Origin of the sequence: Peribacillus frigoritolerans (assembly GCF_030676415.1) — a bacterium.
Lineage (GTDB): Bacteria > Bacillota > Bacilli > Bacillales > DSM-1321 > Peribacillus > Peribacillus frigoritolerans_A.
Genome location: NZ_JAUUTW010000010.1, coordinates 95,631 through 118,175 on the forward strand (window position 1 = coordinate 95,631; position 22,545 = coordinate 118,175).

General features: G+C 38.0%; 20 protein-coding genes and 3 pseudogenes. 7 read left to right on the plus strand and 16 right to left on the minus strand.

Going from position 1 to position 22,545, the window contains the following annotated elements:
• Nucleotides 1-300: 300 nt before the first annotated feature.
• The 6 genes from Q8G36_RS12005 to cdaS form a co-directional block, all read right to left on the minus strand.
• Nucleotides 301-975, minus strand: coding sequence for an NlpC/P60 family protein (locus Q8G36_RS12005; RefSeq protein WP_305160386.1), 675 nt, complete (start codon nucleotides 973-975; stop codon nucleotides 301-303).
• A 779-nt stretch (nucleotides 976-1,754) separates the two neighbouring features.
• On the minus strand, nucleotides 1,755-2,897 hold the full coding sequence (locus Q8G36_RS12010) for an acyl-CoA dehydrogenase family protein (RefSeq protein ID WP_305160387.1): 1,143 nt from the start codon (nucleotides 2,895-2,897) through the stop codon (nucleotides 1,755-1,757).
• Nucleotides 2,898-3,012: 115 nt separating this feature from the next.
• The gene (locus tag Q8G36_RS12015; protein ID WP_305160388.1) at nucleotides 3,013-4,260 is read right to left on the minus strand and encodes a GTPase family protein; all 1,248 of its coding nucleotides are present in this window, start codon (nucleotides 4,258-4,260) and stop codon (nucleotides 3,013-3,015) included.
• A 116-nt stretch (nucleotides 4,261-4,376) separates the two neighbouring features.
• On the minus strand, nucleotides 4,377-5,129 hold the full coding sequence (locus tag Q8G36_RS12020) for a helix-turn-helix transcriptional regulator (RefSeq protein ID WP_305160390.1): 753 nt from the start codon (nucleotides 5,127-5,129) through the stop codon (nucleotides 4,377-4,379).
• Between the two features lie 241 nt (nucleotides 5,130-5,370).
• Nucleotides 5,371-6,117 (minus strand): type I methionyl aminopeptidase, encoded by a 747-nt coding sequence (gene map, locus Q8G36_RS12025; protein WP_305160391.1) that lies wholly within the window; start codon nucleotides 6,115-6,117, stop codon nucleotides 5,371-5,373.
• A 289-nt stretch (nucleotides 6,118-6,406) separates the two neighbouring features.
• Complete coding sequence (gene cdaS, locus Q8G36_RS12030; protein WP_370694052.1) at nucleotides 6,407-7,033, minus strand: sporulation-specific diadenylate cyclase CdaS; 627 nt, start codon at nucleotides 7,031-7,033, stop codon at nucleotides 6,407-6,409.
• 262 nt (nucleotides 7,034-7,295) lie between these two features.
• Between cdaS and Q8G36_RS12035 the strand changes: the two genes are divergently transcribed.
• A complete protein-coding gene (locus tag Q8G36_RS12035; protein WP_305160393.1) occupies nucleotides 7,296-7,616 on the plus strand; it encodes a 2Fe-2S iron-sulfur cluster-binding protein in 321 nt (106 codons plus the stop codon).
• An 80-nt stretch (nucleotides 7,617-7,696) separates the two neighbouring features.
• On the opposite strand, the gene Q8G36_RS12040 is transcribed toward Q8G36_RS12035, so the two are convergent.
• The gene (locus Q8G36_RS12040; RefSeq protein WP_305160394.1) at nucleotides 7,697-8,077 is read right to left on the minus strand and encodes a VOC family protein; all 381 of its coding nucleotides are present in this window, start codon (nucleotides 8,075-8,077) and stop codon (nucleotides 7,697-7,699) included.
• Nucleotides 8,078-8,895: 818 nt separating this feature from the next.
• Here Q8G36_RS12040 and Q8G36_RS12045 point away from each other — a divergent pair.
• The 3 genes from Q8G36_RS12045 (at nucleotide 8,896) to Q8G36_RS12055 (ending at nucleotide 10,713) form a co-directional block, all read left to right on the plus strand.
• Nucleotides 8,896-9,363 carry a DinB family protein gene (locus Q8G36_RS12045; RefSeq protein ID WP_305160395.1) on the plus strand — a complete coding sequence of 156 codons (468 nt, stop codon included), beginning with the start codon at nucleotides 8,896-8,898 and terminating at the stop codon, nucleotides 9,361-9,363.
• A 55-nt stretch (nucleotides 9,364-9,418) separates the two neighbouring features.
• On the plus strand, nucleotides 9,419-9,832 hold the full coding sequence (locus tag Q8G36_RS12050; protein WP_305160396.1) for a VOC family protein: 414 nt from the start codon (nucleotides 9,419-9,421) through the stop codon (nucleotides 9,830-9,832).
• A 380-nt stretch (nucleotides 9,833-10,212) separates the two neighbouring features.
• Nucleotides 10,213-10,713, plus strand: a complete 501-nt coding sequence (locus tag Q8G36_RS12055) for a VOC family protein (protein WP_305160397.1) — start codon at nucleotides 10,213-10,215, stop codon at nucleotides 10,711-10,713.
• Nucleotides 10,714-10,977: 264 nt separating this feature from the next.
• On the opposite strand, the pseudogene Q8G36_RS12060 reads toward Q8G36_RS12055, so the two are convergent.
• Nucleotides 10,978-12,364, minus strand: a pseudogene (locus Q8G36_RS12060) (IS4 family transposase).
• A 178-nt stretch (nucleotides 12,365-12,542) separates the two neighbouring features.
• Here Q8G36_RS12060 and Q8G36_RS12065 point away from each other — a divergent pair.
• Entirely contained in the window at nucleotides 12,543-13,094 is a 552-nt protein-coding gene (locus Q8G36_RS12065) for a DUF402 domain-containing protein (protein ID WP_305160398.1), read from the plus strand.
• Nucleotides 13,095-13,182: 88 nt separating this feature from the next.
• Here the strand turns inward: Q8G36_RS12065 and Q8G36_RS12070 are convergent, their stop codons facing one another.
• A complete protein-coding gene (locus tag Q8G36_RS12070) occupies nucleotides 13,183-13,830 on the minus strand; it encodes a lysozyme family protein (RefSeq protein WP_305160399.1) in 648 nt (215 codons plus the stop codon).
• Between the two features lie 234 nt (nucleotides 13,831-14,064).
• On the opposite strand from Q8G36_RS12070, the gene Q8G36_RS12075 reads away from it, so the two are divergent.
• Nucleotides 14,065-14,220, plus strand: coding sequence for a DUF4021 domain-containing protein (locus Q8G36_RS12075; protein WP_305160400.1), 156 nt, complete (start codon nucleotides 14,065-14,067; stop codon nucleotides 14,218-14,220).
• Between the two features lie 240 nt (nucleotides 14,221-14,460).
• Here Q8G36_RS12075 and Q8G36_RS12080 read toward each other — a convergent pair whose 3' ends face one another.
• The 5 genes from Q8G36_RS12080 to Q8G36_RS12100 all read right to left on the minus strand — a co-directional run bounded on the left by Q8G36_RS12080 (nucleotide 14,461) and on the right by Q8G36_RS12100 (nucleotide 18,676).
• Nucleotides 14,461-15,246, minus strand: coding sequence for a glucose 1-dehydrogenase (locus Q8G36_RS12080; protein WP_305160401.1), 786 nt, complete (start codon nucleotides 15,244-15,246; stop codon nucleotides 14,461-14,463).
• 52 nt (nucleotides 15,247-15,298) lie between these two features.
• Entirely contained in the window at nucleotides 15,299-16,051 is a 753-nt protein-coding gene (locus tag Q8G36_RS12085; RefSeq protein WP_305160402.1) for an SDR family NAD(P)-dependent oxidoreductase, read from the minus strand.
• Nucleotides 16,052-16,085: 34 nt separating this feature from the next.
• Nucleotides 16,086-16,874 (minus strand): SDR family NAD(P)-dependent oxidoreductase, encoded by a 789-nt coding sequence (locus Q8G36_RS12090; protein ID WP_305160403.1) that lies wholly within the window; start codon nucleotides 16,872-16,874, stop codon nucleotides 16,086-16,088.
• 113 nt (nucleotides 16,875-16,987) lie between these two features.
• Complete coding sequence (locus Q8G36_RS12095) at nucleotides 16,988-17,638, minus strand: GntR family transcriptional regulator (protein ID WP_305160404.1); 651 nt, start codon at nucleotides 17,636-17,638, stop codon at nucleotides 16,988-16,990.
• 240 nt (nucleotides 17,639-17,878) lie between these two features.
• Nucleotides 17,879-18,676, minus strand: coding sequence for a DUF2935 domain-containing protein (locus Q8G36_RS12100; protein ID WP_305160405.1), 798 nt, complete (start codon nucleotides 18,674-18,676; stop codon nucleotides 17,879-17,881).
• Between the two features lie 374 nt (nucleotides 18,677-19,050).
• Between Q8G36_RS12100 and Q8G36_RS12105 the strand changes: the two are divergent.
• A pseudogene (locus Q8G36_RS12105) lies at nucleotides 19,051-19,689 on the plus strand (formylglycine-generating enzyme family protein).
• 262 nt (nucleotides 19,690-19,951) lie between these two features.
• On the opposite strand, the gene Q8G36_RS12110 reads toward Q8G36_RS12105, so the two are convergent.
• Together Q8G36_RS12110 and Q8G36_RS12115 are read right to left on the minus strand one after the other, a co-directional pair.
• On the minus strand, nucleotides 19,952-20,329 hold the full coding sequence (locus Q8G36_RS12110; protein WP_305160406.1) for a histidine kinase N-terminal 7TM domain-containing protein: 378 nt from the start codon (nucleotides 20,327-20,329) through the stop codon (nucleotides 19,952-19,954).
• Nucleotides 20,330-20,613: 284 nt separating this feature from the next.
• Nucleotides 20,614-22,409, minus strand: a pseudogene (locus tag Q8G36_RS12115) (S9 family peptidase).
• Nucleotides 22,410-22,545: the final 136 nt, after the last annotated feature.

A 22,545-nucleotide genomic window follows, 5' to 3' on the forward strand; every position in this document is an offset into this window, starting at 1 on the left:
ATACCCCCCTATAGTATGTAAAGCCCTTTTTATTTATACTTAAAAAATAGTTAGTGGACATAGTTTTTTTTATAACTCTTGGATGATTTCCTATGCAAAAGCAAAAGTAGATCCATTAATTTGGCATTTTGGAGCAGAAGCTTCCTTAATAAAAAAGGAAAGCCATACAAAAATGTGCAGGAGTGTCCATCATCATCATAGGGCTTCTCGATATAAACCTATTTGTAGATGAATGAAAAAAAGCCAGTCCTTTGAAAAAAGAACTGGCCTTAGATGTCATAAGAGTTAAAAGTCACCCAATCAATTATATGATTTTGCACCTAAATATCTTTTTGACCAATAGCTATTATTCATCGAAGTAATACTTACACCTTTGGAGGAGGAACTATGAATGAATTGGTTCCCTCCGATATAAATGCCCGCATGAGAAGCGCCAGGTTTATAGGTTTCAAAAAACACAAGATCACCAACTTTTGGCGAAGAAACCTTTTTCCCCTTCTTATATATTTCTGCAACAGTTCTAGGCAAAGTCACATCGGTACTTTTACCGAAAACATATTTTAAAAATCCGCTGCAATCAAAACCTTTAGGCGTACTCCCTCCCCATACATAGCGCACACCCAAATATTTTTTAGCGTTATTTACCAGGTTTGTAGATGAATTGCCGTTTGCCGTTTGCGCAGTTCGTTTCGTAATCCCCAAAGCCTTAAATGTATTCGGACCTGCAATACCGTCAGCTTTCAAGCCTTTGCTTTTTTGAAATTTAACTACTGAACTTTTAGTGATTGTCCCAAAATATGTCGTGGTGTTTTTATTAGTGAAGTACCCTTTGTCCTTTAAAACCCCTTGTAATTTTTTTACTTCGGTATGAGTCATTCCACTTTTTAACGTACGATCTCCTAATGCAGCATTACTAACCAACGGATTTGATAGTAACAATCCCGTCACTACAGCTGAAGCTATTATTTTTTTCATTTGCTATTTCCCCCGAATAAATTCTCTTTTTTATAATTCTATCATCCTTAAGTGACACACATATTTTCCTAAATTTACATTATCATTACAAAATTATGCAGAATATGTGCATAAATGACAAAATACTCATAATCAGAAACATCCTCCATAAATTGATATATCTATAGTTCATCTTAAAATTAAATTCAATTTTATGTAATCTTCTTAATTTCTACATATTTTGTTGTTGTGGTTTTTTTTAGTACCTTAAAAATTTTCAAGGAATTGTTAAGTATCTAGATTACATTTCATTTAAACTACTAGTTTCTTTATTTTTCAGAGTATCATTGCTAGGAATAAATCCCCAACAAATTTATTGGCCGTTATATGTAAAATTATCCTATGGGTAAATGCATTATATGCTTTTTGGGGCATAAAAAAAGCTTACTTCTAATCACTTTTAGCTTTAACTAATGTTTGGCTGGCAGGGCACCTTCCCTTTGAATAGATTCATAGTATTTTTCCTGACTCTTTTTATTTTGCATTTGAATCTTTTTAACTTGTTCAGATGTTTGTTTGCCCCCAAGTTAAATACCTGGTTTTTCCAACCTTAACTTCATAAATGTTTTGTTCCAATTTCCCCCACACTCCAGAAGTCGTACCAAAAAAAGGCTACACCTAATAGGTACTAGCCCCCTCCTAAAAACTGTACTTGAAACGAAAACACAATATAATACTGGAAAAAACACTGAAACGACGAAGTCATTTCAGTGCCATCAAAAAAATATCCGAATACGAACTTAATAAAGAGCTGACTTTGCGAGCATGGTGATTGTCGCATCATCCATCGGAGGATTATGAAGTCCTGCGCGTACATCCCTATAATAACGTTGCAGGGGATTATTTCGTTGTAAACTTTTGGCTCCGACGACTCTCATCGCTTTATCGACGATGGAAATCGATTTGTTGACGACTGATAACTTAACAGCACCCAATTGCTTCGATAATTCATCATGATCTTCAGGGTGCCGCACCCATTTTTCTGCGACAGAGTAGAGGAAATGGTGTGCTTCGCCCAATTCCAGTTCCATCTCCCCAATTGTCCGTTGAACATTCGGAAGGTCCCTGATTGGTCCTGGTAAGCTATTGGGAGAATAGGTTTTCGCAAATTCGACTGCGTAATTTCTTGCAGCCACTGCGATTCCCAAGTAGCAAGCCGGTATATGTAATAGCCACGCTTCAGGTTTTCTTTTTTCACCAGGATTGCTTTTCATGACATAATACTTTTCAGGCAGGCTGACGTCATTTAACACCAAATCATGACTTCCCGTTCCCTGCATGGAAATCATATCCCAAGTTTCTTCTATACTTACCCCAATTACATCACGATGAACTAAAAAGGTGCCTAGCCGCTCATCCTCGGGAACCCATGCCGTTACTAGAAAAATATCAAGGACGGGAGAGAGTGTAGTAAAAGTCTTTCTGCCATTCAAATACCATTTTCGACCCTTTTTGATAGCGATCGTTTCAGGAAGGCCTCCGCGCGTCGGGCTGCCCGTTCCAGCTTCAGATGCTGCCGTGTTGATGAGAGCGCCTTTCGACACTTTATCAAACAATTCATTCATGACTCCTTTTTCCCATGGTCTCTTCTCCGTTAAGGATAGGACCGTTCCGACATGCCAGCCTATTCCTAAGGCTGTTGAGCCGCAATATTGAGCAATTTTTTCTTGGCATAGGAGAAAATCATATAAGGAACCGCCGTATCCTCCATCCTCTTTTGCTAACGTTAATTGGGGATATCCGAATTCTTTTAACTCCTGAATGTTTTCAAAAGGAAATCCCTTTGAATTATCAAGTGCTTCAGATCGGCCGGAAAAGGACTGGATCGCTTCCTCTAATTTTTGTATATATTCTTTTTGCTTCTGTGATTGAAAAAATGACATGAAGATCATCCCTCCTGTAGTAAACAAAATCCTGAACCATCCAGCAGCAGAAACAGAACTGCGAACTCCACTTTATCATATCACCATAGTGTAGTTTATGGTTTGAATCTGCCCATTAAGAGTCAATGTCTTCATTTTTATAATCTTTGTTCGCGTTCTTGTAAGCTTCCTTCGCCTGATCAATATCTTTGTTTTCGAGAAAGTAGGCTATCGCTGCTTGCCCGATTCCATATGTGACGGCGCCCGCCACCGCACCGGAAACGGCTAGACCAGCTCCTGGGATGAAACGGACTGCAGCCCTGACACCTTCCCTGACAAGGAGACCGATTCCAACATTGATCCCTAATGCTGCAATGAATTCACTTGCCGTTTTTATATTGATTTCTTTATCCGCGATAAACCCAATCACCACAATCATCAAACCTTGAATGCCGGTCAAAATGGGAAAATCGGCAAAAGGAATTGGTTCTGCACCGACTAAACCTGCGATTGCCGTAAACGTTCCCACTATCGTCCGCGCGAATTTCTTCTTAACGAATTGGCTCTGCATCGCTTTGGCGGTCTTCAGCTTCGCTTCACTGGGTAAGGCCTCGATCAAGTAATCAGAAAGCAAATCAATGTTCCAACGCATATCATATTCAATATTTCCGCTTTCATCAAAATCTATATACGAACAAATAGGAATGATGTTCAAAAGTGGTATTTCACTCTCTTTAAATCGTTTTGACATCAAAGCGATGGCTTCATCAATATTCTGTTTTTTCTTAGGGTTGGCATCAAAAGGTACTTGTTTATAATGTGGCGGATCTAATTCATCCACTTGGGTGACCACACAGATGACGGGTACATCATAATGGTGGTTCTCTTTAACGATCTTACGCAGCTTATTCAATTCTTGTAAATCTTCTTCAATCCGTGAATCCGTTTCTTTTGCTTTAATCAAGAAAAGAAACACATCAGGCTGTTCTTCGGTTACCGCTTTTATCAACTCACCCATGGGTGTTTCTTCTTCAAACTCTTCCGTAGGAGCTTCACTCTCACCCAGCCCGCGTGAGTCCAGCAAACGAATTTTGGGCACGGAATCATTCGGGTACCATAGCCATTTTCCCTTACCCGTTCCAGATTTAACGGAACTGACATATTGCCGTTCCTGACCAAACATCGCATTGATCAGTGACGATTTGCCGGAACCACGCCTTCCGACAAGAGCAATTCGCGGTTCCCTTGCATCTACTGTCATCGTTTTAAGCTTTAAGAGCTGGTCGAGCATTTTATTCTTTTTCACTTGTGAAATGGGCAGCTTATCTACCTGGCCTTTAATGAAACGAAATATGCTTCCCATTTCATCGTGTTTTTCCACCATCACTCATTCCCCCTTGTTATGAAGTGTTTTAAGGAACATTTACCCTCGAACGATTCAATTTAAGCCTGTAACTTCATTCTCCTTGCAAAATTAGGGGCTCCATTTCTTAAATTCATTTAACTCTTTTCTTTTAAGAACATTACGACACTTGCCATGTATTTTTGGATTTCCTGGACTTGAAAGGCGGCAGAATCCGCAATCTGTTTGTAATGATGCTGTCCTTCATCGGTGATTCGTAAATACCTTTTAGTTCGTTTTTCACTTTCCCACCTGCCGACAAGAAGGCCGTTCTCTTCCATTTCATGAGATAAATCGTATAAATAGCCGTTTGAAGCGATCCAACCGAACTGATTTTTAAGCAGATCGCCAATTTCCCCCATGTAAATGGGCTTCTTAGTGAAAGCGGCTTTTAAAGTTACATAACGGACAAGGTCCTTTACCGATATTATTTTCGAGAAATACGACCTGTATTCTTCAGGAAGCTCATTAAGGACAGGTGGGTTTTCACCAGAACCCCTTAAATCGAACATGAAGCGATCAATGACCTTCTTAACTTCGGAAAACCGTTCCAGGAAATTTTCTTGGTACCATATGTAAAGCTCTTTGCCTTTTTCAGTAATTTGATAATAATTTCTTCCCTTATTCGTATATAATGATAGATGGTTGGATTCGACTAGCGTATTGGATATTTTACATAAATAGTCATAGCTATGCACTTTTCCTGAGAACGTATTTTTTAGGTCCTGATGAATCGCCCTTGGATAATTCGCTTTTATTCTCAAAGAGTGAAGTAAGAAAATCGTTAAAAATTCCCGCTGGCTTAACCCAACCGTTTCAACCGTTGCAGACAGTTTCTCCCCTTTCTTCACTGTCAAAACCCCCTTTATGTACTGTTTATATAACATATTATTAATAATTTCTTCCTTCCCCTTATTATCCTGTGCTGCCACATAATAGTAAAGTTTTTAATGCCTAAATGCCTAGTACTAATTTTTCGAATTGAATCTATTGTGGGACTGGTGAATCCAGAATATTCTGTCGAGGTTTATCTTGAAATAGTTTAAAATAAAAGAAGAAACGGCCCATGATAAGGCCGTTTCTTCTTTTTGTTTACTGTTCCGTTAAAATGATCGGATCTTCTTTTGTTATGACGAGGGTATGTTCATATTGGGCGGAAAGCTTTCCATCTGCCGTTCTCGCCGTCCAGCCGTCTTGGTCCATTTTCATATGCCATGTTCCTGCATTCAACATTGGCTCGATCGTGATGACCATACCCTCTTTTAGACGGGCACCTTTACCTGGCTTACCATAATGCAGGACGGTTGGGTCCTCGTGCATGGTTTTACCGATTCCGTGTCCTGTAAAATCGCGAACAACAGAAAACTTTTCACCTTCTGCATATGACTGGATTGCATGCCCGATGTCCCCAAGACGATTTCCTGCCCTTGCAACTTCGATGCCTCTATATAAAGCATTCTTGGTTACATCCATTAAACGTTGAGCTTCATCGGAAACTTCACCGACTGCGTATGTCCAAGCTGAATCCGCCAAACCGCCGTTAAGGTTCACCACCATATCAATCGTAACGATGTCTCCCTCTTTCAGGGCTATCTTTTGCGGAAAGCCGTGACATATTACATCATTCACGGATGCACACGTTGCATATTTGTAGCCATTATAGCCCTTTTGTTCAGGTGTAGCACCATGCTCTGCCAAGTACTTATCGACAAATTCTTCGATTTCCCAAGTCGTGATGCCCGGTTTTATCATTTTTGCGATTTCTCTATGCGTCGCAGCAAGAAGTTTGCCCGCTTCATGCATCAAATTTATTTCTCGTTCACTTTTAATGGTTATCATGTAAAATCCTCTTTCGTTTTTAAACTTTTCTGATTGAGACTCCCTATTTATCATATGCCTTTTTTTATATAAAAAGCAACCAAAAACCCGGTAAAAATCACCGGGTTCATTAATTCATGACCTGTTCTGTATCTGTAATTCTGAGAAAAATAAGCTTTTGAATTACAAAATTGATAAAAATGGAAGCTAACTTTTACGTTTTCCTTTAAAAATTGCTCAATGATGATTTTTCCAGGGGGAATTACCTACAACATTATTATCACCATGTGATTTAATTGTCTCAAAAATTCTATATAGGCCCATGAGTATTAATTGGGTATAGATTCCCATTTAACGCAAATGAAACTCTTCCTGTTTCCTCTGATACTACCAATACAAGGGCATCACTTCGTTCAGATAAACCTAATGCAGAGCGGTGGCGTGTTCCAAGTTTTTTTCCCCCTGTTGATCTGTCTGAAAGCGGGAGGACATTTGCTGCGGAAACAATCTGATTTTGACTGACTAAAACGGCACCATCATGCAGTGGATTTCCAGGGAAAAAAATTGATTCCAATAAAGAATGGGTTAACTCCGCTCCTATTGAAATACCGGGTTGAATCAATGAATCAAGAGAATCTCCCCGTTGAATCACAATCAACCCGCCATGTCTCAAATTCGACAAATTTTGTACACAAATTGATAATTCTGGATATTTGTCTGTAAACGGTGACAAATAACAGTTTAAATAAAATGTTGCTGCTTTCATATCGATGTATATAAATTTATCCTTTATTTTCTCGAAATTTCCAAGAAGACAATAATTTTCATCACCCATTGCATCTAAGTTATCCTGTAATGCCGATATTACTTGGCGTAAATCCTCTTTTAACATTTGTTTCATTGGTGAAAAATCACAATGGCCATTATTCACAGGCATGCACCTCCCTTTTATTATTTCACTCTCTTTTTTTCAATATTGGCTTCTAAAAGACCACTCTTATTTTCCCTAGTTTTATTTATGCCTTGTTAAATTTATAATTATGAATGTACTTAAAGTTTGTCTTCACGATAATTAATTATTCATCTTTACTATCAATTCAGTAATGACTTTACATTTTTTTATGTCATATGGACAAGGTAAGAGAATAGATATATTAATGACCTGTTGAAAGATATCCTATAATAAGAGGTGGTATTAGGTGCCTAATGTAACAGTATTTGACCAAGGAACGTTTGAAGTTGAAATGGGAAAAAAATTAGTATTAGCATTGGAAGATAGCGGTATAAACATTCTCCACCGATGCGGCGGGAAGGCTAAATGTACAACTTGCAGAGTTGAAATATTGGCAGGAGATTTTTTGGAGGTCACACATAAAGAAAAAGAGATCTTTGAGGAAAAAGGAATGGAAGATCATTTGCGTTTATCTTGTCAAATTTACGTGAATGGAGACATAACCATTCGGCCGATCAAGACGGTAGAAAACTCTGGAATTCCTGCTGGGCCAAGGCCTGCTGACTGAATAGTTTCATAAGTGTCTCAGTTTAATCAAAAAACATCAAAACAATTGTTTTGATGTTTTTTAATCTTTAGCCAAAGGAATTATTTCTTTTCCATGACCGCAAAGTAATTCTCTTCATTATCAGCAAAATTGAAGACTCTTCCAGATGGCATATTTACAAGCTCCCCCACTTTGATATTCTTCTCTGAAAAGTCTTTATATAATTCATCAAGATTATCCGAGTAAAACATTAACGAAGGTGTATTAAGATTTAATTCAGGCTGCATTTTAGCAATGAATTCCTTATTATGCAGGATGATACTCGTTTCTGCTTCCTTTGTTGGGGCTATTTCAATCCATCTTAGCCCTTGGCCATTATCTTCTTCAGAAATTACGCTAAAACCGAATTTTTCCGTCCAAAATTTCAATGACTCGTCTTGGTTATTTACATATAACATAATTTGACCGACTTTATTAATCATTTGCTTCTCTCCCTTTCTGCTGGTTCCGTTATTATTTGAATCATTTATGTATAAGCATCATGTTGGTTGGAAATATATAACTGATTAAATCGTATTATAAATGAAAGATTTAATCAATATTTACCAAAATTGAATTTTCAGGGAAGTTTTTGGACCTGCACAATTGCTTAAGAAAAGCAGTTATCTCTTACGAATTTTGCTTAATTATTTCTTCTACATAATCCAAGAAATCTGTATGTGTCGAATTCCCATCCAGATATTGTGCGACCACAGTTAATGGTATGATAACTCTATCTCTCTTTTTGGAGTAAAGAACCGTCTCTGATTTAATGCCCCTATGCACCCCATCAAGTGTAGAAGAAAAATGATATACAGAATCATATTCATACCATTTATAATCTAGATTTATATGCCTTCTTATAACTTCAGTAATATAAGAACCTATCCTATTCACAAAATTATCAAAATGCTGCTTTAAAAGTTCACTGTCCATTTGAGTAGTACTTAATCTTTTCGTATAAGCATCTATATAGCGAATGCTTTCAATAGTGAAATCTAAATTTCTCTTTGTTAGGTTCTCTTGATCCCAAGTATCTTTTGATTAATTTCGCAATGCCTTTTAAATCATTTTTTATTAATTTTGTTCTATTTAAGGAACCGAACATATGACATTTCCCCTTTATTAATTATCTAAGTGTTAATTATAAGTCTACATCGGTAGATAAAAAAAGCTATGCAATCTTTATATACAGAAATTTGCAGGACTTTTAGATTTTTCACAGAACTTCTATACAGAGTATTTCTCAAAGGAGAGTGAAATGGTGGTTCTATCAAAAGAGGGTTTGTTAAATATATTGGAAGGCAACAGGAGCTTGACGTTGCGGGTGGTTGAAGCTTTCCCTGAAGAGGATTTGTTTCATTATACACCGGTCGGGAAGCTTCGCCCTTTCGCAGAGATGGTTAAAGAAATCATGAACATTGAGATTGGATATATGCGTGGAATTGCACTTGGTGTTTGGGAGTATCCAGATTCGTTTGCTGGAATTTCTACAAAAGAGGAACTAGTATCTGCATGCGAAGCAGTAAGGGATGATACTAGGAAACTGTGGGAGGAAATGACCGAGGAAAGACTTGGAGTGGTTGAAAAGGATCCTTTTTTCGGTCCCTCACAAAGCCACTTTGATAGACTTCAATATGCTTTGGAAAATGAGATCCATCATAGGGGACAGGGTTATATCTATCTTAGAGCGCTCGGAATTGAACCACCGGAATTTTTCGTCAGGTAATCATGCCATATGTATTAAACTTGGAGCCATGAATAAAAAAATAGGAGTGAGACAAATGTCAGTTGATGCATACCTTAATTTTAATGGGAATTGTCGAGAAGCAGTAGAGTTCTACGCAGAGGTTTTTGGGGAGGAACAACCAAATATCATGACCTTCGGGGAAACACCGCCTAATCCGGAATTTACCCTTCCAGAAGAAGCGAAAGATTTAGTCATGCATACAAGGCTAACTATTAATGGAAGCAATATCATGTTTTCAGATACTTTCCCTGGTATGCCTTTTGTAGAAGGAAACAATATCAGCCTGGCATATGTCGGTAATGATTTGGATGATATTAAATCGATCTTTAACAAACTAAGTGAAGGCGGCACGGTTGGTCTAGAGCTACAAGAAACATTCTGGAGTAAAATGTACGGTCAGTTAACCGATAAATTCGGAATCCAATGGCAATTTAACTTCGAGAGCTGAGAAAGAAACTGGGATATAGAAACTTTTCACTGGTGAAAAGTTTCTATATCCTTTTGTATTTCTTTCACCCATGAGGCAAAGATATTGTAACTAGCATAGGGAAATAATTTTTCGTTAACCCTTAGAGATGGGGCTCTATATAGGTCATTAAAATTAAGGGGTTAAATGATGGGTTAATAAAAATGAATACACAAAACGACCTATGAATTCACCCTAATCCTTACAAAATTTTCTTGGTTCATGATAAATGGTTTATAGTAGCAGGTTCATTCTAGATATTTAATCTAATTGAAAAATCGGCATTTTCCTGATACACCCAATAGCAGAAGGGTTATAGTTATCAAAAACTTGCTAAATATGTAAATCGAAAAGGAGAAATAATGAAAAACAAAATTCAAAAAATCACAACCAACTTGTGGTTCGATACACAAGCTGAAGAGTCGGCGAAGTTCTACACTTCCATCTTCAAAAATTCTAAGATAGGAAGGATTACTCGGTATGGAAATGAAGGAAATCAAATCCACGGGATGCCAGAGGGATCAGTAATGACCGTGGAATTTGAACTGGAAGGACAAGCATTCGTAGCATTAAATGGCGGTCCGCAATATAAATTTACCGAGGCAATATCATTTATCATCAATTGCGAGGATCAAGAAGATGTGGATTATTATTGGGAAAAACTCTCCAAAGGCGGAGACGAAAAGGCGCAAGTTTGCGGTTGGCTGAAAGATCGATTTGGTGTGTCATGGCAAATAGTCCCTGCTAATCTAACCGAGATGGTAAACGACTCCAATCCTGAAAAATCGGAAAGAGTTATGAAAGCGCTGCTCCAAATGAAGAAAATCGACATTAAAACTTTAAAGCAGGCGTATATAGGGTAGGTTCCAAGAAACAATTATCTTGTAAGTTGTGTTTATTCCAGAGAAGTGTACGATTTTGAAGTAACCTAAAGCTTAGTTACTCGGTACTGCAGGTGTGAAATTAGGTTTTGATATTTACATTTCCTTAAAGTTGTAAGTCCGCATTTTCCTGGCGATACCCCATCGCCATCAAGCTAAGCACGCAAGAGATAATATAAAAGTGTGTGCTATGGTAACACTAAAAATACGCATGACAAAAAAAACCATCGGTTTTTCAAAAAAATATTAGGCAGCTTTAAGTTTTTGTGACGTACAATCATACACCATACCTAAGATATCAAAGACCGTTTTATAACGATGACATTTCCGTCCGTTTTTCTCCAAAAGGTGAAACAGACGTAGAAAAATTTTTGATAATTCTTTGGCGTCCTTTTGTAATCCTTGATAAAACAATAAATAATAGTCTTTTATCATATAGATGGCTTTATATTCACTTAACTCCTTCTTTTTCTTATCTAAAAGTAACTGACGCATTCTAAACATCGTAGATGAACAGAGTAAAATGCTAATAAGTTGCCCATACAAGTGACACTCTAAGCGTTCCCTCTTAATCTCTTTGCACTTGTCAATTTGAAAGAAAGATTTCCATGTCTTAAATAGAATTTCAATCTGCCAACGTAACGAATACAGTTCATGAATATGTTCCGTTGGAACGTCTTCTAAAGAAAGATTTGTAATATATACGTTCATTCCACTTAATCGTTTGCTTCAGTCTTTATAGGTAATGCCCTTCTTCTTTTCTTTTTTTGCTTGTTCTTTCAATCTTTCTCTGTTTGTACCTCAGTTAATCGATGAATAATCACTCGGGCGGGTAGTTTTTGATACAGCCCAATGTATGCTTCTGAAATTTCAAGTGTTTGACCAGGTCGTAATTATTCATAAGCTCTTCCGTGTCTAACTGAATAAAGAGAGTACCTTTCTTCACAGTCCCATTCCGAAAAAACTCTGGTTCATCATTCTTACGATATATACGAGAATTCAACTTCAAACGTGTAAGTTGTGTAAGTCGAAATACCCTAAATCCCTTATGTATAAGTCTTCGGTTGAATGGTTAGTAGACTTGTGGAACCGAAGGTTTTATCATTTTCTCTCCCTTCTCCTACATAAATGTGGAGGAACTTCCCACTCAATAAGTCATATTCAAGTTGGATTTTAACACCTGCGGTATGGCTACTTCCGCCAGAACCTTGATAATGTGAAGCAAACTTATCTGGAAGTTGAAATGTTGTAGAATCTAGGATCCGATACGTTTAAAAGTCGTGGAGTATGGATGAAGTATTTCTTGTGTTGAATGAATTCTTTGCGTTAGAAGATTAGCTAAAACTTGTAGAAGAAACTGTACGGCTGAACCACTAAATCGTTGATTAAGCCCTTCAGGGCTCATGAGGACACCTGTAGATGCTTCGAGACGGCTACACAATTGTGTGAGTGGTGTACTCGCGACCTGTTGACTAAGCCATACACATAAAGCAATTAATTCTTGTGCTTGATATTAACTTGTACGTTGAACAAAACCAACTTCTTTAGCTAATTGTTGTAGAGAAGATGGAGATAAGTAGTTTTGAAGTTCTTGAGAAAAGAGATTCATTTCGTTTGAAACAGAAAAACTCATAGAAATCGCCATCCTTCCTGTATTTTTCCACAAAAAAAATAGCGTTTTTTTCGTTATGATGATACAAATTCACCTTAGCTTGATGGGCATGTGGAGATACCCCTATTAGAAAAGAAAGAATTTCTAAAGTATAATGGTATAGATGATAGAGATTGTTTTTAAGGGAGAAATATAAACGATGGACAATATATTTACACCAGCATATCAACGTGGCGATGAAATAATAGAAAGAAAAATCCGCTATGACTCCTTAGTTGTAGAACATAACTGTTTGCTGTTAAACGCAAACAATCAACATGTCGTCCTTTTTCATGAAATCACGGATTCCTTCACGATGAAAGCGGGTCCCACCAAATTAACCATTCCTATAGGCAGTTATACGATTGCTTATTATTGGAAAGACCGTCCTTATAATTTATACATTTGGAGAGATAACGAAGGGAATTATTTAGGATCCTATTTTAATATTGTAAGAAATACATATATGGAGGATACGTTGGTATCCTTTGAGGATTTGATCATTGATATCTTAGTGCCTCCGGGTGGGTCACATTTTATTTTAGACGAGGAAGAGTTACCTGTGCCATTAGAGCAATTTGAGGATGGTTATGTTAAACAAGCCCTGAACTCTTTACTTAATTCCAATGAGATTCTTCTTTCACAAATCATTTCAGAATCCGAGAAACTCTATAAACATAAAGACCTCCTTCCATGGTTAAACAACAAATGACACTGGTTTTGATTCTTTGAACTCCACAACAGCGAAACCATACCATGAACAAAAAGCCTACTTCATTCAGTAGGCCAGTCGTTCTCCCTCATTCACCATCAGCTTGAGCCGATATACTGTCGGCAAGCTCTCCAATGTTCTTAGATACCTTCGCACTGTATGTGTAGTCACCGTAGCAATATGGATATCGAAAATTACCTTTGTCCCCGCCGCAATCATAGAGCGTGGGGTTTTTTTCGACCTGCAGCATGGAGAATTTCTTCGCAAGCTCTTCATTATGCTTGCCCCCTTCATTCGCAACGAAATCAATATAACCAATTCCCATGTTATAGGCTTGAATGATCGTGGCAAAATCCACGCCCCTTTCATTGCCATATTCATTGATCCTCTTAAAATGTTTCACCCCATACTTAATGCTTTCCGTTGGATCTGTGATTGTATTTGGATCAAGACCCGCTGACTCAGATGCCTGCATTGGGTCACCGCCCCGTCCTCGGCTTTCCTGCTGCATCAAAGCAATCAATGTCGAAGTATGCTCCTCAAGTCCGTATTTAGCCAACTCGGCTCGTAGAAGTGAACTATACTTTTTTACGTTCGCAAAAGAATCAAGCGTATTTACTGATGTGGAAACATTTTCGGAATAGGGGGTTTTCATGATCTCCTTTATGAGCAAAAATGAAAAAATCAGGATAAAAATGACAAAAACATTCTTTGATTTCTTACGTTTCTTCTTCACATTCTCTCTCCGTTATCTCTAAGTTATATATTTATATATTTATATCTTAACAAATAGTAAGAGTAATAACTATTTAGAAAACCAATTAATAGTTCAATAAAATGAGATATTACTTAATGAAATTAGTAAGCAATCTTCAATTTCTGACCTTAGTGTCAAACCCTAATGCACCTAAGCTCACCCACGTATATTTATCCGGACAATGAGACACCCTATTGGTTGGAGGTGATATGTATGGATAAGAAGATTGATAAAGAAGAAATCCTTGATGATAAAAAGAAAAAATATAGAAACGAGTTTGGGGCAGATCCTGATGAACAGGAAATGAATGGTCTGTATGGTATGTTGGAAACTGAATATGAAGATAAGCTTCACGATAAAGAAAAGTGACGATTGGTTTCTTGAATATCTGTTAAGCGCCTTTATGGCGTTTTTTATTAGTTCATCTGTTATGAGCTTATTGATCCTATTCTAATGTTCGTATATAGTTTCATATGAACTGATTTTTAAATATGCAAAAAAACGAAAACCCAGAAAGTCTTCGTTTTTTCCGTGAATACGTTTGGTCATTAACTATAAAGGAAACCAATAAAAAGGGAGTGACCTAATACTGTCACTCCCTTTGCTCAATTAGTATTGTGAAGATTGTCCGCCATCAATCGGAATGACTACCCCATTGATGAACTCTGATTCCCCTGATAATAGGAAGGCTACTAAACGGCCGACTTCTTCAGGTTTACCGAAGCGTTTCTTAGGATTCACACTGACGAAATCCGCCATTGCTTCTTCCCAATTCTCTCCGCCTATTTGCCTGAATGAACCTTCTACCATCGCTGTTAAGATTACTCCTGGTGCAATGGCATTTATGCTGATTCCATATTGACCATATTCTATGGCAGCTGTTTTTGTTAAGCCTGCTACAGCATGTTTACTTGCAACGTACGCACTTTGGTTAAGCACAGCACGAATTCCACCTACAGAAGCCACGTTCACCACTGCCCCTGATCCTTGTTCTTTCATGATCGGCAGAATGTATTTCATCCCATAGAATACCCCATTGATATTGATGTCCGTTACTTTGTTGAAAACGTTGCTATCGTATTCTGCCATAGGCGCCTGTTTACCTTCGATACCCGCATTATTATAAAATCCATCGACTCTACCATATTTGCTGACTGTTTGGTCTACATAGTTCTTTACTGCTTCTTCATCCGATACATCTGCGGTGACCAGAAGCACGTCCGAATTTGGTGCAATTTCTAAGATTAATTTTTTTGTCACTTCCAAAGATGCTTCGTTTAAATCAACTAATGAAAGTTTAGCCCCTTCTTTAGCCATTTCCAATGCGGCAGCTTGTCCTAAACCTGATCCTGCCCCAGTAATGATTACAACTTTGCCATCGAATCGTTTGCTCATATGTCAAAACTCCCTTTTTAAGTTATCTCGAAAATCTATTTGATTATACCGATTACCCCTTAAAGCTTAAGAATCCATCATCAACAGGAATGACTTGTCCATTAATGGCATCCGCTTTTTCAGAGAACAAGAACGTTACAACTTCAGCAACTTTTTCTGGCTGAATCAATTTTTTCCTCATATGAAGTTGTGCCAAACTGTCCAGGAACTCTTGATCTTCACCAATGATCGGTGTTTCGATAAAACCTGGTGCCACACCGACAACACGAATCCCATATTGCGCTAGTTCAATTGCTCCAGATTTAGTCATGGCGATGACTGCAGCTTTAGCAGCATGGTAATTAAAGCTGCCAATTGAAACCATCGTCCCATATATTGAGGCTGTATTAACGATCGTTGCGCCTGAAACACCAAGCTCCACCATCTTCCTTGCTGCATAATACATGCCATAATAAACACCGTGTTGGTCAACATCAACTACTCTGTGGTAAGACTCTGGGTCCATCTCTAAAAATGGTTTTACTAGTCCAATTCCAGCGTTGTTGAAAATGCCATTGATGGTGCCATGATTGGCAATTGCAGCTTCGACCATCGCTTCCACTTCTTCCGCTTTAGCTACATCCACTTTCACAAAAGAAGACGTGCCCCCCTTTTGTTGAATAGATTCAGCCGTTTCTTTAGCGGCAACATCATTATAATCAGCCGCTACGACAATAGCTCCCTGTTCAGCTAATTTATATGCCGTTTCCTTTCCAATTCCGCTGCCTGCCCCTGTAATTATTATGACCTTTCCTTTTAAACTCATATATTCGTCCCCCTATAACAAAGTTTGTTGCTTATCAGATTAAAATGGCCCCGCCGTCGATTACAAGTTCTTGCCCCGTAATGTGGCTGGAAAGATCGGATACTAAGTACATCATTAGATTTGCAATTTCCTGCGGCTCAGCATACCGGCCATCCGGAGTCGTTGCTTCCAACTGTTTTCTAGCCGTTTCAGCTGCTGCGGAATCACCTTGGCCAAATCCGCTTTCAATCGACCGCATCATGGCCGTGTTGACGACACCTGGGCAGACGGCATTCACCCGTACACCATGCGGAGCAACTTCGACACCAGCTGTTTTCGTGATTCCAAGAACCGCATGTTTACTTGCGCCATACGCCACCATGTTTGGCGTTGCCAGTAAACCAGCTCCAGAAGCTGTATTCACGACTGCCCCGCTTTTTTGTTCAATCATATGGGGCAATACATGTTTCAAGCCCAAGAAAATGCCGCGTACATTTATTGACATTAACTGATCGAAAACCTCAGTAGGATAATCGACAAGCGGCATTATTTTGCCTTCCCACCCTGCATTATTCAGGAAAATATCTATTTTCCCATAAGAATCTATCGTTTTTTGAACATAAGTTTTTATATCGTCTTCCTTAGTAACATCGGCTTTAACGAATTTCGCTTCGCCGCCTTTTTCTTTGATTGCATTTACCGTTAACATGCCGGCTTCTTCGGAAAGGTCTACAACAACCACTTTGGCTCCATTTTCTGAAAGTGTAATAGACGCTGCCCGGCCGATACCCCCGCCGCCACCGGTAACAATTGCTACTTTTTCTGTAAAATCAAATGCTTGCATAATATTCTCCCTTTCTCCCTATGATCTTGGTGAAAATATTCTTTCTTGAATACGGTTACATCATAGCATTATTTTTGTCGATTGTCGACAATTTAGTTTTAGAGTCAAAGACTCTACATCACTCCACGATTCAAGGCTTCATGAATTTCACTTTTTGCTTTAATGAAATCGTCTTCGAGAATGGCCTCAATGGACATTTTTAAACTAAAATGGAAATTTTCCATTGTTTCAATACTCCATTGACTTTGGGCAAAAACCATGAGGATATGACTGGCCTCTTCAAAAAATCTTGATAAAGCCTTGTTTTTAGCGATTGAAAAAATATATCGAAATATCTGTGTTGCCCTTTTTTGATACTCGATTACATTACTTTTTTCACACGCATCGGTTGCACTTTCCAAATGCTTTCGTAATGATTGCTTATTTTCTTCGTGCCAATGCCCTTGGGAAAATTCAATCCCCATTTGGATCAGCCCAATCGTAACATCATTATACTCAACGATTTCCTTTTGTGAAAATGGCTTGACGATCGTTCCCCTCCTCGGTATTCTCTCAACAATACCGTCAACCTGTAATAGATAAAGGGCTTCGCGTACTGGTGCACGGCTCGTATTCAATTCTTTGGAAATGTCTTCTTCTACGATTTTCTCTCCAGCTTCTATTTCACCTTCAATGATTTTTTTTAAAATGTGTTTAGCGATTTGTTGTGGTAACGATTCTCCAAAATAAATGCCATCTGTCAAATTGGAAGTATTTCCAAACATCTTTCAGCACTCCTATACTTCTATAATTAATTTTAGTTCTTTTAGTATAACATAAGGATAGGAATTAACTTCCTTTATAAATAACATCCCTTAATGGTAACCAACCAAGAAAAACGTATTAACGATATGGAAAAAGCTTAAAAGACTTAATGACAGATCGCTTCTTCGAAAAAGTTATACATATCCTACTGATTTGGAGTTAAAAGAGCCCATTTTATAGAAAGGGCCCGATGTATACTTTTAATCCACTAGCCTAGGTTTCGTTGGATCGCAGTTTGGTTTTTCTGTGTTTGTCGATTCAGCGAGTTTCGTTAAATAATAACATTCCTCACGCCACATATGATCTGCCATTAATGGCGAAAGCGTTCCAAGAGCCTGCGCATTGAGGTCAAGCTCCTCCAATTCAAGCAGAAAGTGCTGAAAGAATTTAATTTCCAATTCAACATCCGCATTCATTTTTTCCAATGCTGGGAATGTTGACAGATTGGTTCGTAAAAATCCAGCCATTTCAACAGCTTTTAAATAAAAATCATTAAAATGTTTTTTATATTGGTCACTTTTCTCTTTTAATCTTTTTTCAACTTCGTCCATATTGGATGATATTGCACCTGCATGCCCTGATGCATCTAACAGCCAAATCAAATGATGATGAAGTTCATGAAAAACCGGCGGCATTTGATTGGAATTGAAGTATTTCAATAACCTTAAATATTCTTCTAATTCGTTCACCATATGATTAATGAATGAAGGTGAAAGATGTATTTTAATTTTACCTACCAGATGCTCTTTTATAAGGCATAGCTTAAACTCCCGAAATCTTAATGTCTCTTCTTCAGCCATGGCAGTAAGTTGCGAAATCTCTTCCGAATTGGCTTTACCAAGGAGAGTATCAAAAACTTGAATGAATTCTGAGGCAATCTCAATGTTTTCCACTTCAACCGGGGCTAAAGACTCAAAGATGAACCTGGAATGGTCTCCTAAGATTTGCAGCCAAAATCGATGCTCGAATCTTGCTGTTTTCTCCAATAACTCGTTCATTTGCTCTCCCCCATAATTAAAAGTATAAGAAACGCACTTATAATTTGTATTCCTAAACCTACAACCTTATTAATATAAATTAATGGGAGACGTAATGAAGCTTCAACTTGATCCATTACCCGCACGATTGTTCATGCACCAAGAAATTAATGTGTTCTTGGAGTCGATTTTTCCTTAACCTGATTATTACGCTTCAAAATCCCGTCTCAAAAACGGTCGTTTTAGTACTAATTTAAATCTCTGGCAGTTTATCTAAAAAACAAACTTATATTAATGTTGATTTAAATGTCCTGCCAGTGGTGAAATTTTCAAATCACGATCGGTAGGAGGAAGGTAGATTGCCTAAGGAAATAATGAGTTACATTGACTATCCAATGGTGAAAATTCCAGGGGGAGAAATAGAATTAAGGGACGATAGAATTAAAAGCAAATGGAAAGCTGAAATAAGACCGTTCCTTCTTACCCGTTATCCTGTTACTACGGATTTCTACTATACTATTACAAATAAATCACCTAATTCTTTTGATCGAGATCAAAAACCTGTTGTGAATATTTCTTGGAATGATGCAATTTCTTTTTGTAATCTACTTTCACAGAAAGCTGGACTGGGAGTGTGTTATTCTAAAAATGGTGAAAACATTGTTTGTGATTGGGAATCAAACGGTTTTCGACTTCCTTCAGAAGCAGAGTGGCATTATGCATGTAAAGCCGGGACTGCTGGTTATAGATACGGAGAGCTGAATGAGATTGCCTTGTATAACGAAAATTCAGGGAGCATGATCCATGAAGTAGGAACAAAGGAACCGAATCCATGGGGGCTGCATGATATGTTAGGGAATGTTTAGGAATGGTGCTGGGACTTATATGATGAACAAGTGTACGGCACCTACCGTATTTTTCGAGGAGGCAGCTGGGCTGAGGATGCCATGGGTTGTGGAGCTTCATGTAGTCGGCGCAGCCATCCGACATTTTGCATAGATTACTTAGGATTCCGTCTAGCCCGGTCTTTTTAACCTCAGCAAGCCAACTTCATTCAAGGCTTCACAGTTTTACTACGGATAACAGGGTCCTTAAACTAGAAGGAACTTTGTCATCTGAATCCCTGGAACGAGTCATGGACGAACATTACTGCCTCATTTTATCCTACGGAAACAGTCTCGGTTATAGAGTATACAGAGCAAGTAAAAAGTAATGCTCATGCTCTAGCTTCAAAAAGATACGTTTGTTCTTCAGTTTTTTTACACACTGATTAATTATGAACACAATGAAAGAAAACTAGAACAAGGACGTAAAACCAAGGGCCGCCCACCAGTTTAATAATTGGAAAAGGACTATCGTCTCAATTCCATTGATTTGTAATATAAGTGATAAAAGGTCAGTTGTATAATGCATGAAAATGGTGATGAACGGAATGATGAAGAGTGCATTTTGCCAGACCTTCTTAATTCTCTGCCCTACATATTCAATGCACATTAACAAAAGGAATACCGGAATGAATGGTAAGGCCAAGTACTCGACCTTTAACCAGAATATGATTTGTTCTAACGATGTACTGGAAAGTTCGAAAGCATAGGAAAAAGTATAGATGGCAGACAATAATGTCACGAGAATATAGGGTTGCTCCAGGTGCTTCCTTGATCTATAACTGTGCAAATAATAATTCCCGTGGCAATTCGAATCAACTCCATTTAACCAAAAAATACTTTTTCCATATATTATATAGCACTTTGTGACTAGGTGACTAGAGTTTATTCAGGGAATTCTAAATTTGAAATGTCAGGATTTTATAAAAACTACATATCATTTACTAACTCCCCAAACCGCCGAATCCAAAATAACATCCAGTTTTCCATCATGAAAAACCCTGCTCATCACTTTGAAAGTGAATGGCAGGGTTCCCGATTCAATTGTAAATAAATGAAATATTTTGATGCGGGTTATACCTTCTCTGTTACTGCTGTGAATCGCTTTAAGAATGAAAGTATTTTTTGGTAGACGGCAATTTCATTTTCTTTTTTTGAAAATCCATGTCCCTCATCTTCTAGAAGCATATAATCGACATCTCTTCCTTTATCCTTCAAAGCTTGAACGATTTGATCTGATTCCCCTTTGACGACACGGGGATCGTTTGCCCCTTGAATAACAAGCATTGGCTTTATCATCGATTCTAAATAGGTGATAGGCGAATACTCGATTAGTTTTTCTTTATCTTTTTCCGGATTTCCTACCCACTGATCCATGATTGGCTTCCATTCTTCTGGAACGGAATTGATAAATGAGAAGAGGTTGGATGGACCGAAAATATCGACAACCGCTTTAAAATAATCTGCATGTCGTCCGTGCAGCAAAAGTGCCATATACCCTCCGAAGCTTCCGCCCATCAATAAGATGTTACCTTTTTGTGCATGTCCTTGGTCTATTAGCCAATCAAGGCCGGCTACATTATCAAGTCGTGGCCCATTTCCCCAATCTCCCTCTACCATTTTCGTGAATTCCAAACCATAACCAGTAGAACCGCGGAAGTTTGGCGCAAAAATACTGTAACCGTGATTCAGGAAAAATTGAAATGAAGCTCTAAAGGACTTCCGTTCTGCCGCTTGAGGTCCTCCATGAGGCCAAAAAATGACTTCACCATTGTCATTTTCCTTTTTTGCCCTAAAAAATAACGACTCGATCTCCAGGCCATCAAAGGAAGTGTATGTAATGATGTCGGGTTCAACCAATGCATCAGAATCGACGCCAGGAACAGTATATTTAGTTAATGATACCCACTCATCACCTGTATTTTTATAGATATTATGAGGCTTTGTTGCGCCCATGCCAAATAAGTAAAGCGTGCCTGATGCAGTAACCTCAAGCTTATTAATGACGCTGCATGGCACGGGGATGTTTCTCCAATTTTCATTTTGCAGATTGAATTCATATAATTGATCCTCTACACCTTTTTGACTGGTTATATATAAAAGTTGATTCTCTTTACTATAATTAATGGCAGTAAAACTCTCATTCTCCAATTCTTTAACTTTACAGAATTTGTTTGTTTCAAGGTTGTATGAAGCCAAATAGGTAAAGTCCGAATCATAATCAGTCAATAAATATATCATCGAATCCGAAACAAAAACACCATCATTCACTGTGTGCTGTTTCTCAGTGGGCGGAGTGAGCAGGATATCTTCGTTCCCTTTTTTTACATAGAGAAGGGTATTTGTATTGGAAAAGTGTTTATAGAAAAGGAAGGTTTCTTCATCAGGGCTGAAGCCAAATAAATAGGTCGCTGCATCCTTCCCCTCGAGTACCAGCTTTTCCTGTCCTGATTCTAAATCTAATAGGCATTTAGAAAGGAAGCATTTCCTCTGGATGTCGTGTAATAGAGCTTTTTACTGTCATTCGATAATTTTGGCATGAAATTACGTGTATTTTCATGATTAACGATTTCCTTCATTGTCCCGCCATTCAAAGGAACCCCGTAAAACTGGGTATTTTCATTACCGTCTTGATCGAAACCAGCAATTATGAACCGGCTCTTTTTATCATATATCAGTGCTTGGCAGCTTTGATCAATGGATGTAAGCGGATAAGGAAAGGAGTTTGGCAAATCCATTCCCCATAAATTATACTTGCCGCTCAAATTGGTACTGAAAACCAGTTGTTTTTCATCTGGACTTACAGCAAAATCAGCAATGGAAAAAGTTCGTAAAAATTGCTCAACATCAGGTTTTGGAAAAGTGATCATTTTGGCAGCCCCTCACATTTATAATATAAAGAAAATCTGTAATTAATTATACCATATTTTTCCTTTATGGTATAAGTAAACTATCTATGGAAGTAGAGGATTCTAGTTTGCTATTCTAGTTAAAAATCTTATGTAA

Excerpts from the sequence above, each read along its gene's own strand:
- Q8G36_RS12005 (WP_305160386.1), bottom strand. The coding sequence starts at position 975 with ATGAAAAAAATAATAGCTTCAGCTGTAGTGACGGGATTGTTACTATCA.
- Q8G36_RS12010 (WP_305160387.1), bottom strand. The coding sequence starts at position 2,897 with ATGTCATTTTTTCAATCACAGAAGCAAAAAGAATATATACAAAAATTA.
- Q8G36_RS12015 (WP_305160388.1), bottom strand. The coding sequence starts at position 4,260 with ATGGTGGAAAAACACGATGAAATGGGAAGCATATTTCGTTTCATTAAA.
- map (WP_305160391.1), bottom strand. The coding sequence starts at position 6,117 with ATGATAACCATTAAAAGTGAACGAGAAATAAATTTGATGCATGAAGCG.
- cdaS (WP_370694052.1), bottom strand. The coding sequence starts at position 7,033 with ATGCCTGTGAATAATGGCCATTGTGATTTTTCACCAATGAAACAAATG.
- Q8G36_RS12040 (WP_305160394.1), bottom strand. The coding sequence starts at position 8,077 with ATGATTAATAAAGTCGGTCAAATTATGTTATATGTAAATAACCAAGAC.
- Q8G36_RS12045 (WP_305160395.1), top strand. The coding sequence starts at position 8,896 with ATGGTGGTTCTATCAAAAGAGGGTTTGTTAAATATATTGGAAGGCAAC.
- Q8G36_RS12050 (WP_305160396.1), top strand. The coding sequence starts at position 9,419 with ATGTCAGTTGATGCATACCTTAATTTTAATGGGAATTGTCGAGAAGCA.
- Q8G36_RS12055 (WP_305160397.1), top strand. The coding sequence starts at position 10,213 with ATGAAAAACAAAATTCAAAAAATCACAACCAACTTGTGGTTCGATACA.
- Q8G36_RS12065 (WP_305160398.1), top strand. The coding sequence starts at position 12,543 with ATGGACAATATATTTACACCAGCATATCAACGTGGCGATGAAATAATA.
- Q8G36_RS12075 (WP_305160400.1), top strand. The coding sequence starts at position 14,065 with ATGGATAAGAAGATTGATAAAGAAGAAATCCTTGATGATAAAAAGAAA.
- Q8G36_RS12080 (WP_305160401.1), bottom strand. The coding sequence starts at position 15,246 with ATGAGCAAACGATTCGATGGCAAAGTTGTAATCATTACTGGGGCAGGA.
- Q8G36_RS12085 (WP_305160402.1), bottom strand. The coding sequence starts at position 16,051 with ATGAGTTTAAAAGGAAAGGTCATAATAATTACAGGGGCAGGCAGCGGA.
- Q8G36_RS12090 (WP_305160403.1), bottom strand. The coding sequence starts at position 16,874 with ATGCAAGCATTTGATTTTACAGAAAAAGTAGCAATTGTTACCGGTGGC.
- Q8G36_RS12095 (WP_305160404.1), bottom strand. The coding sequence starts at position 17,638 with ATGTTTGGAAATACTTCCAATTTGACAGATGGCATTTATTTTGGAGAA.
- Q8G36_RS12100 (WP_305160405.1), bottom strand. The coding sequence starts at position 18,676 with ATGAACGAGTTATTGGAGAAAACAGCAAGATTCGAGCATCGATTTTGG.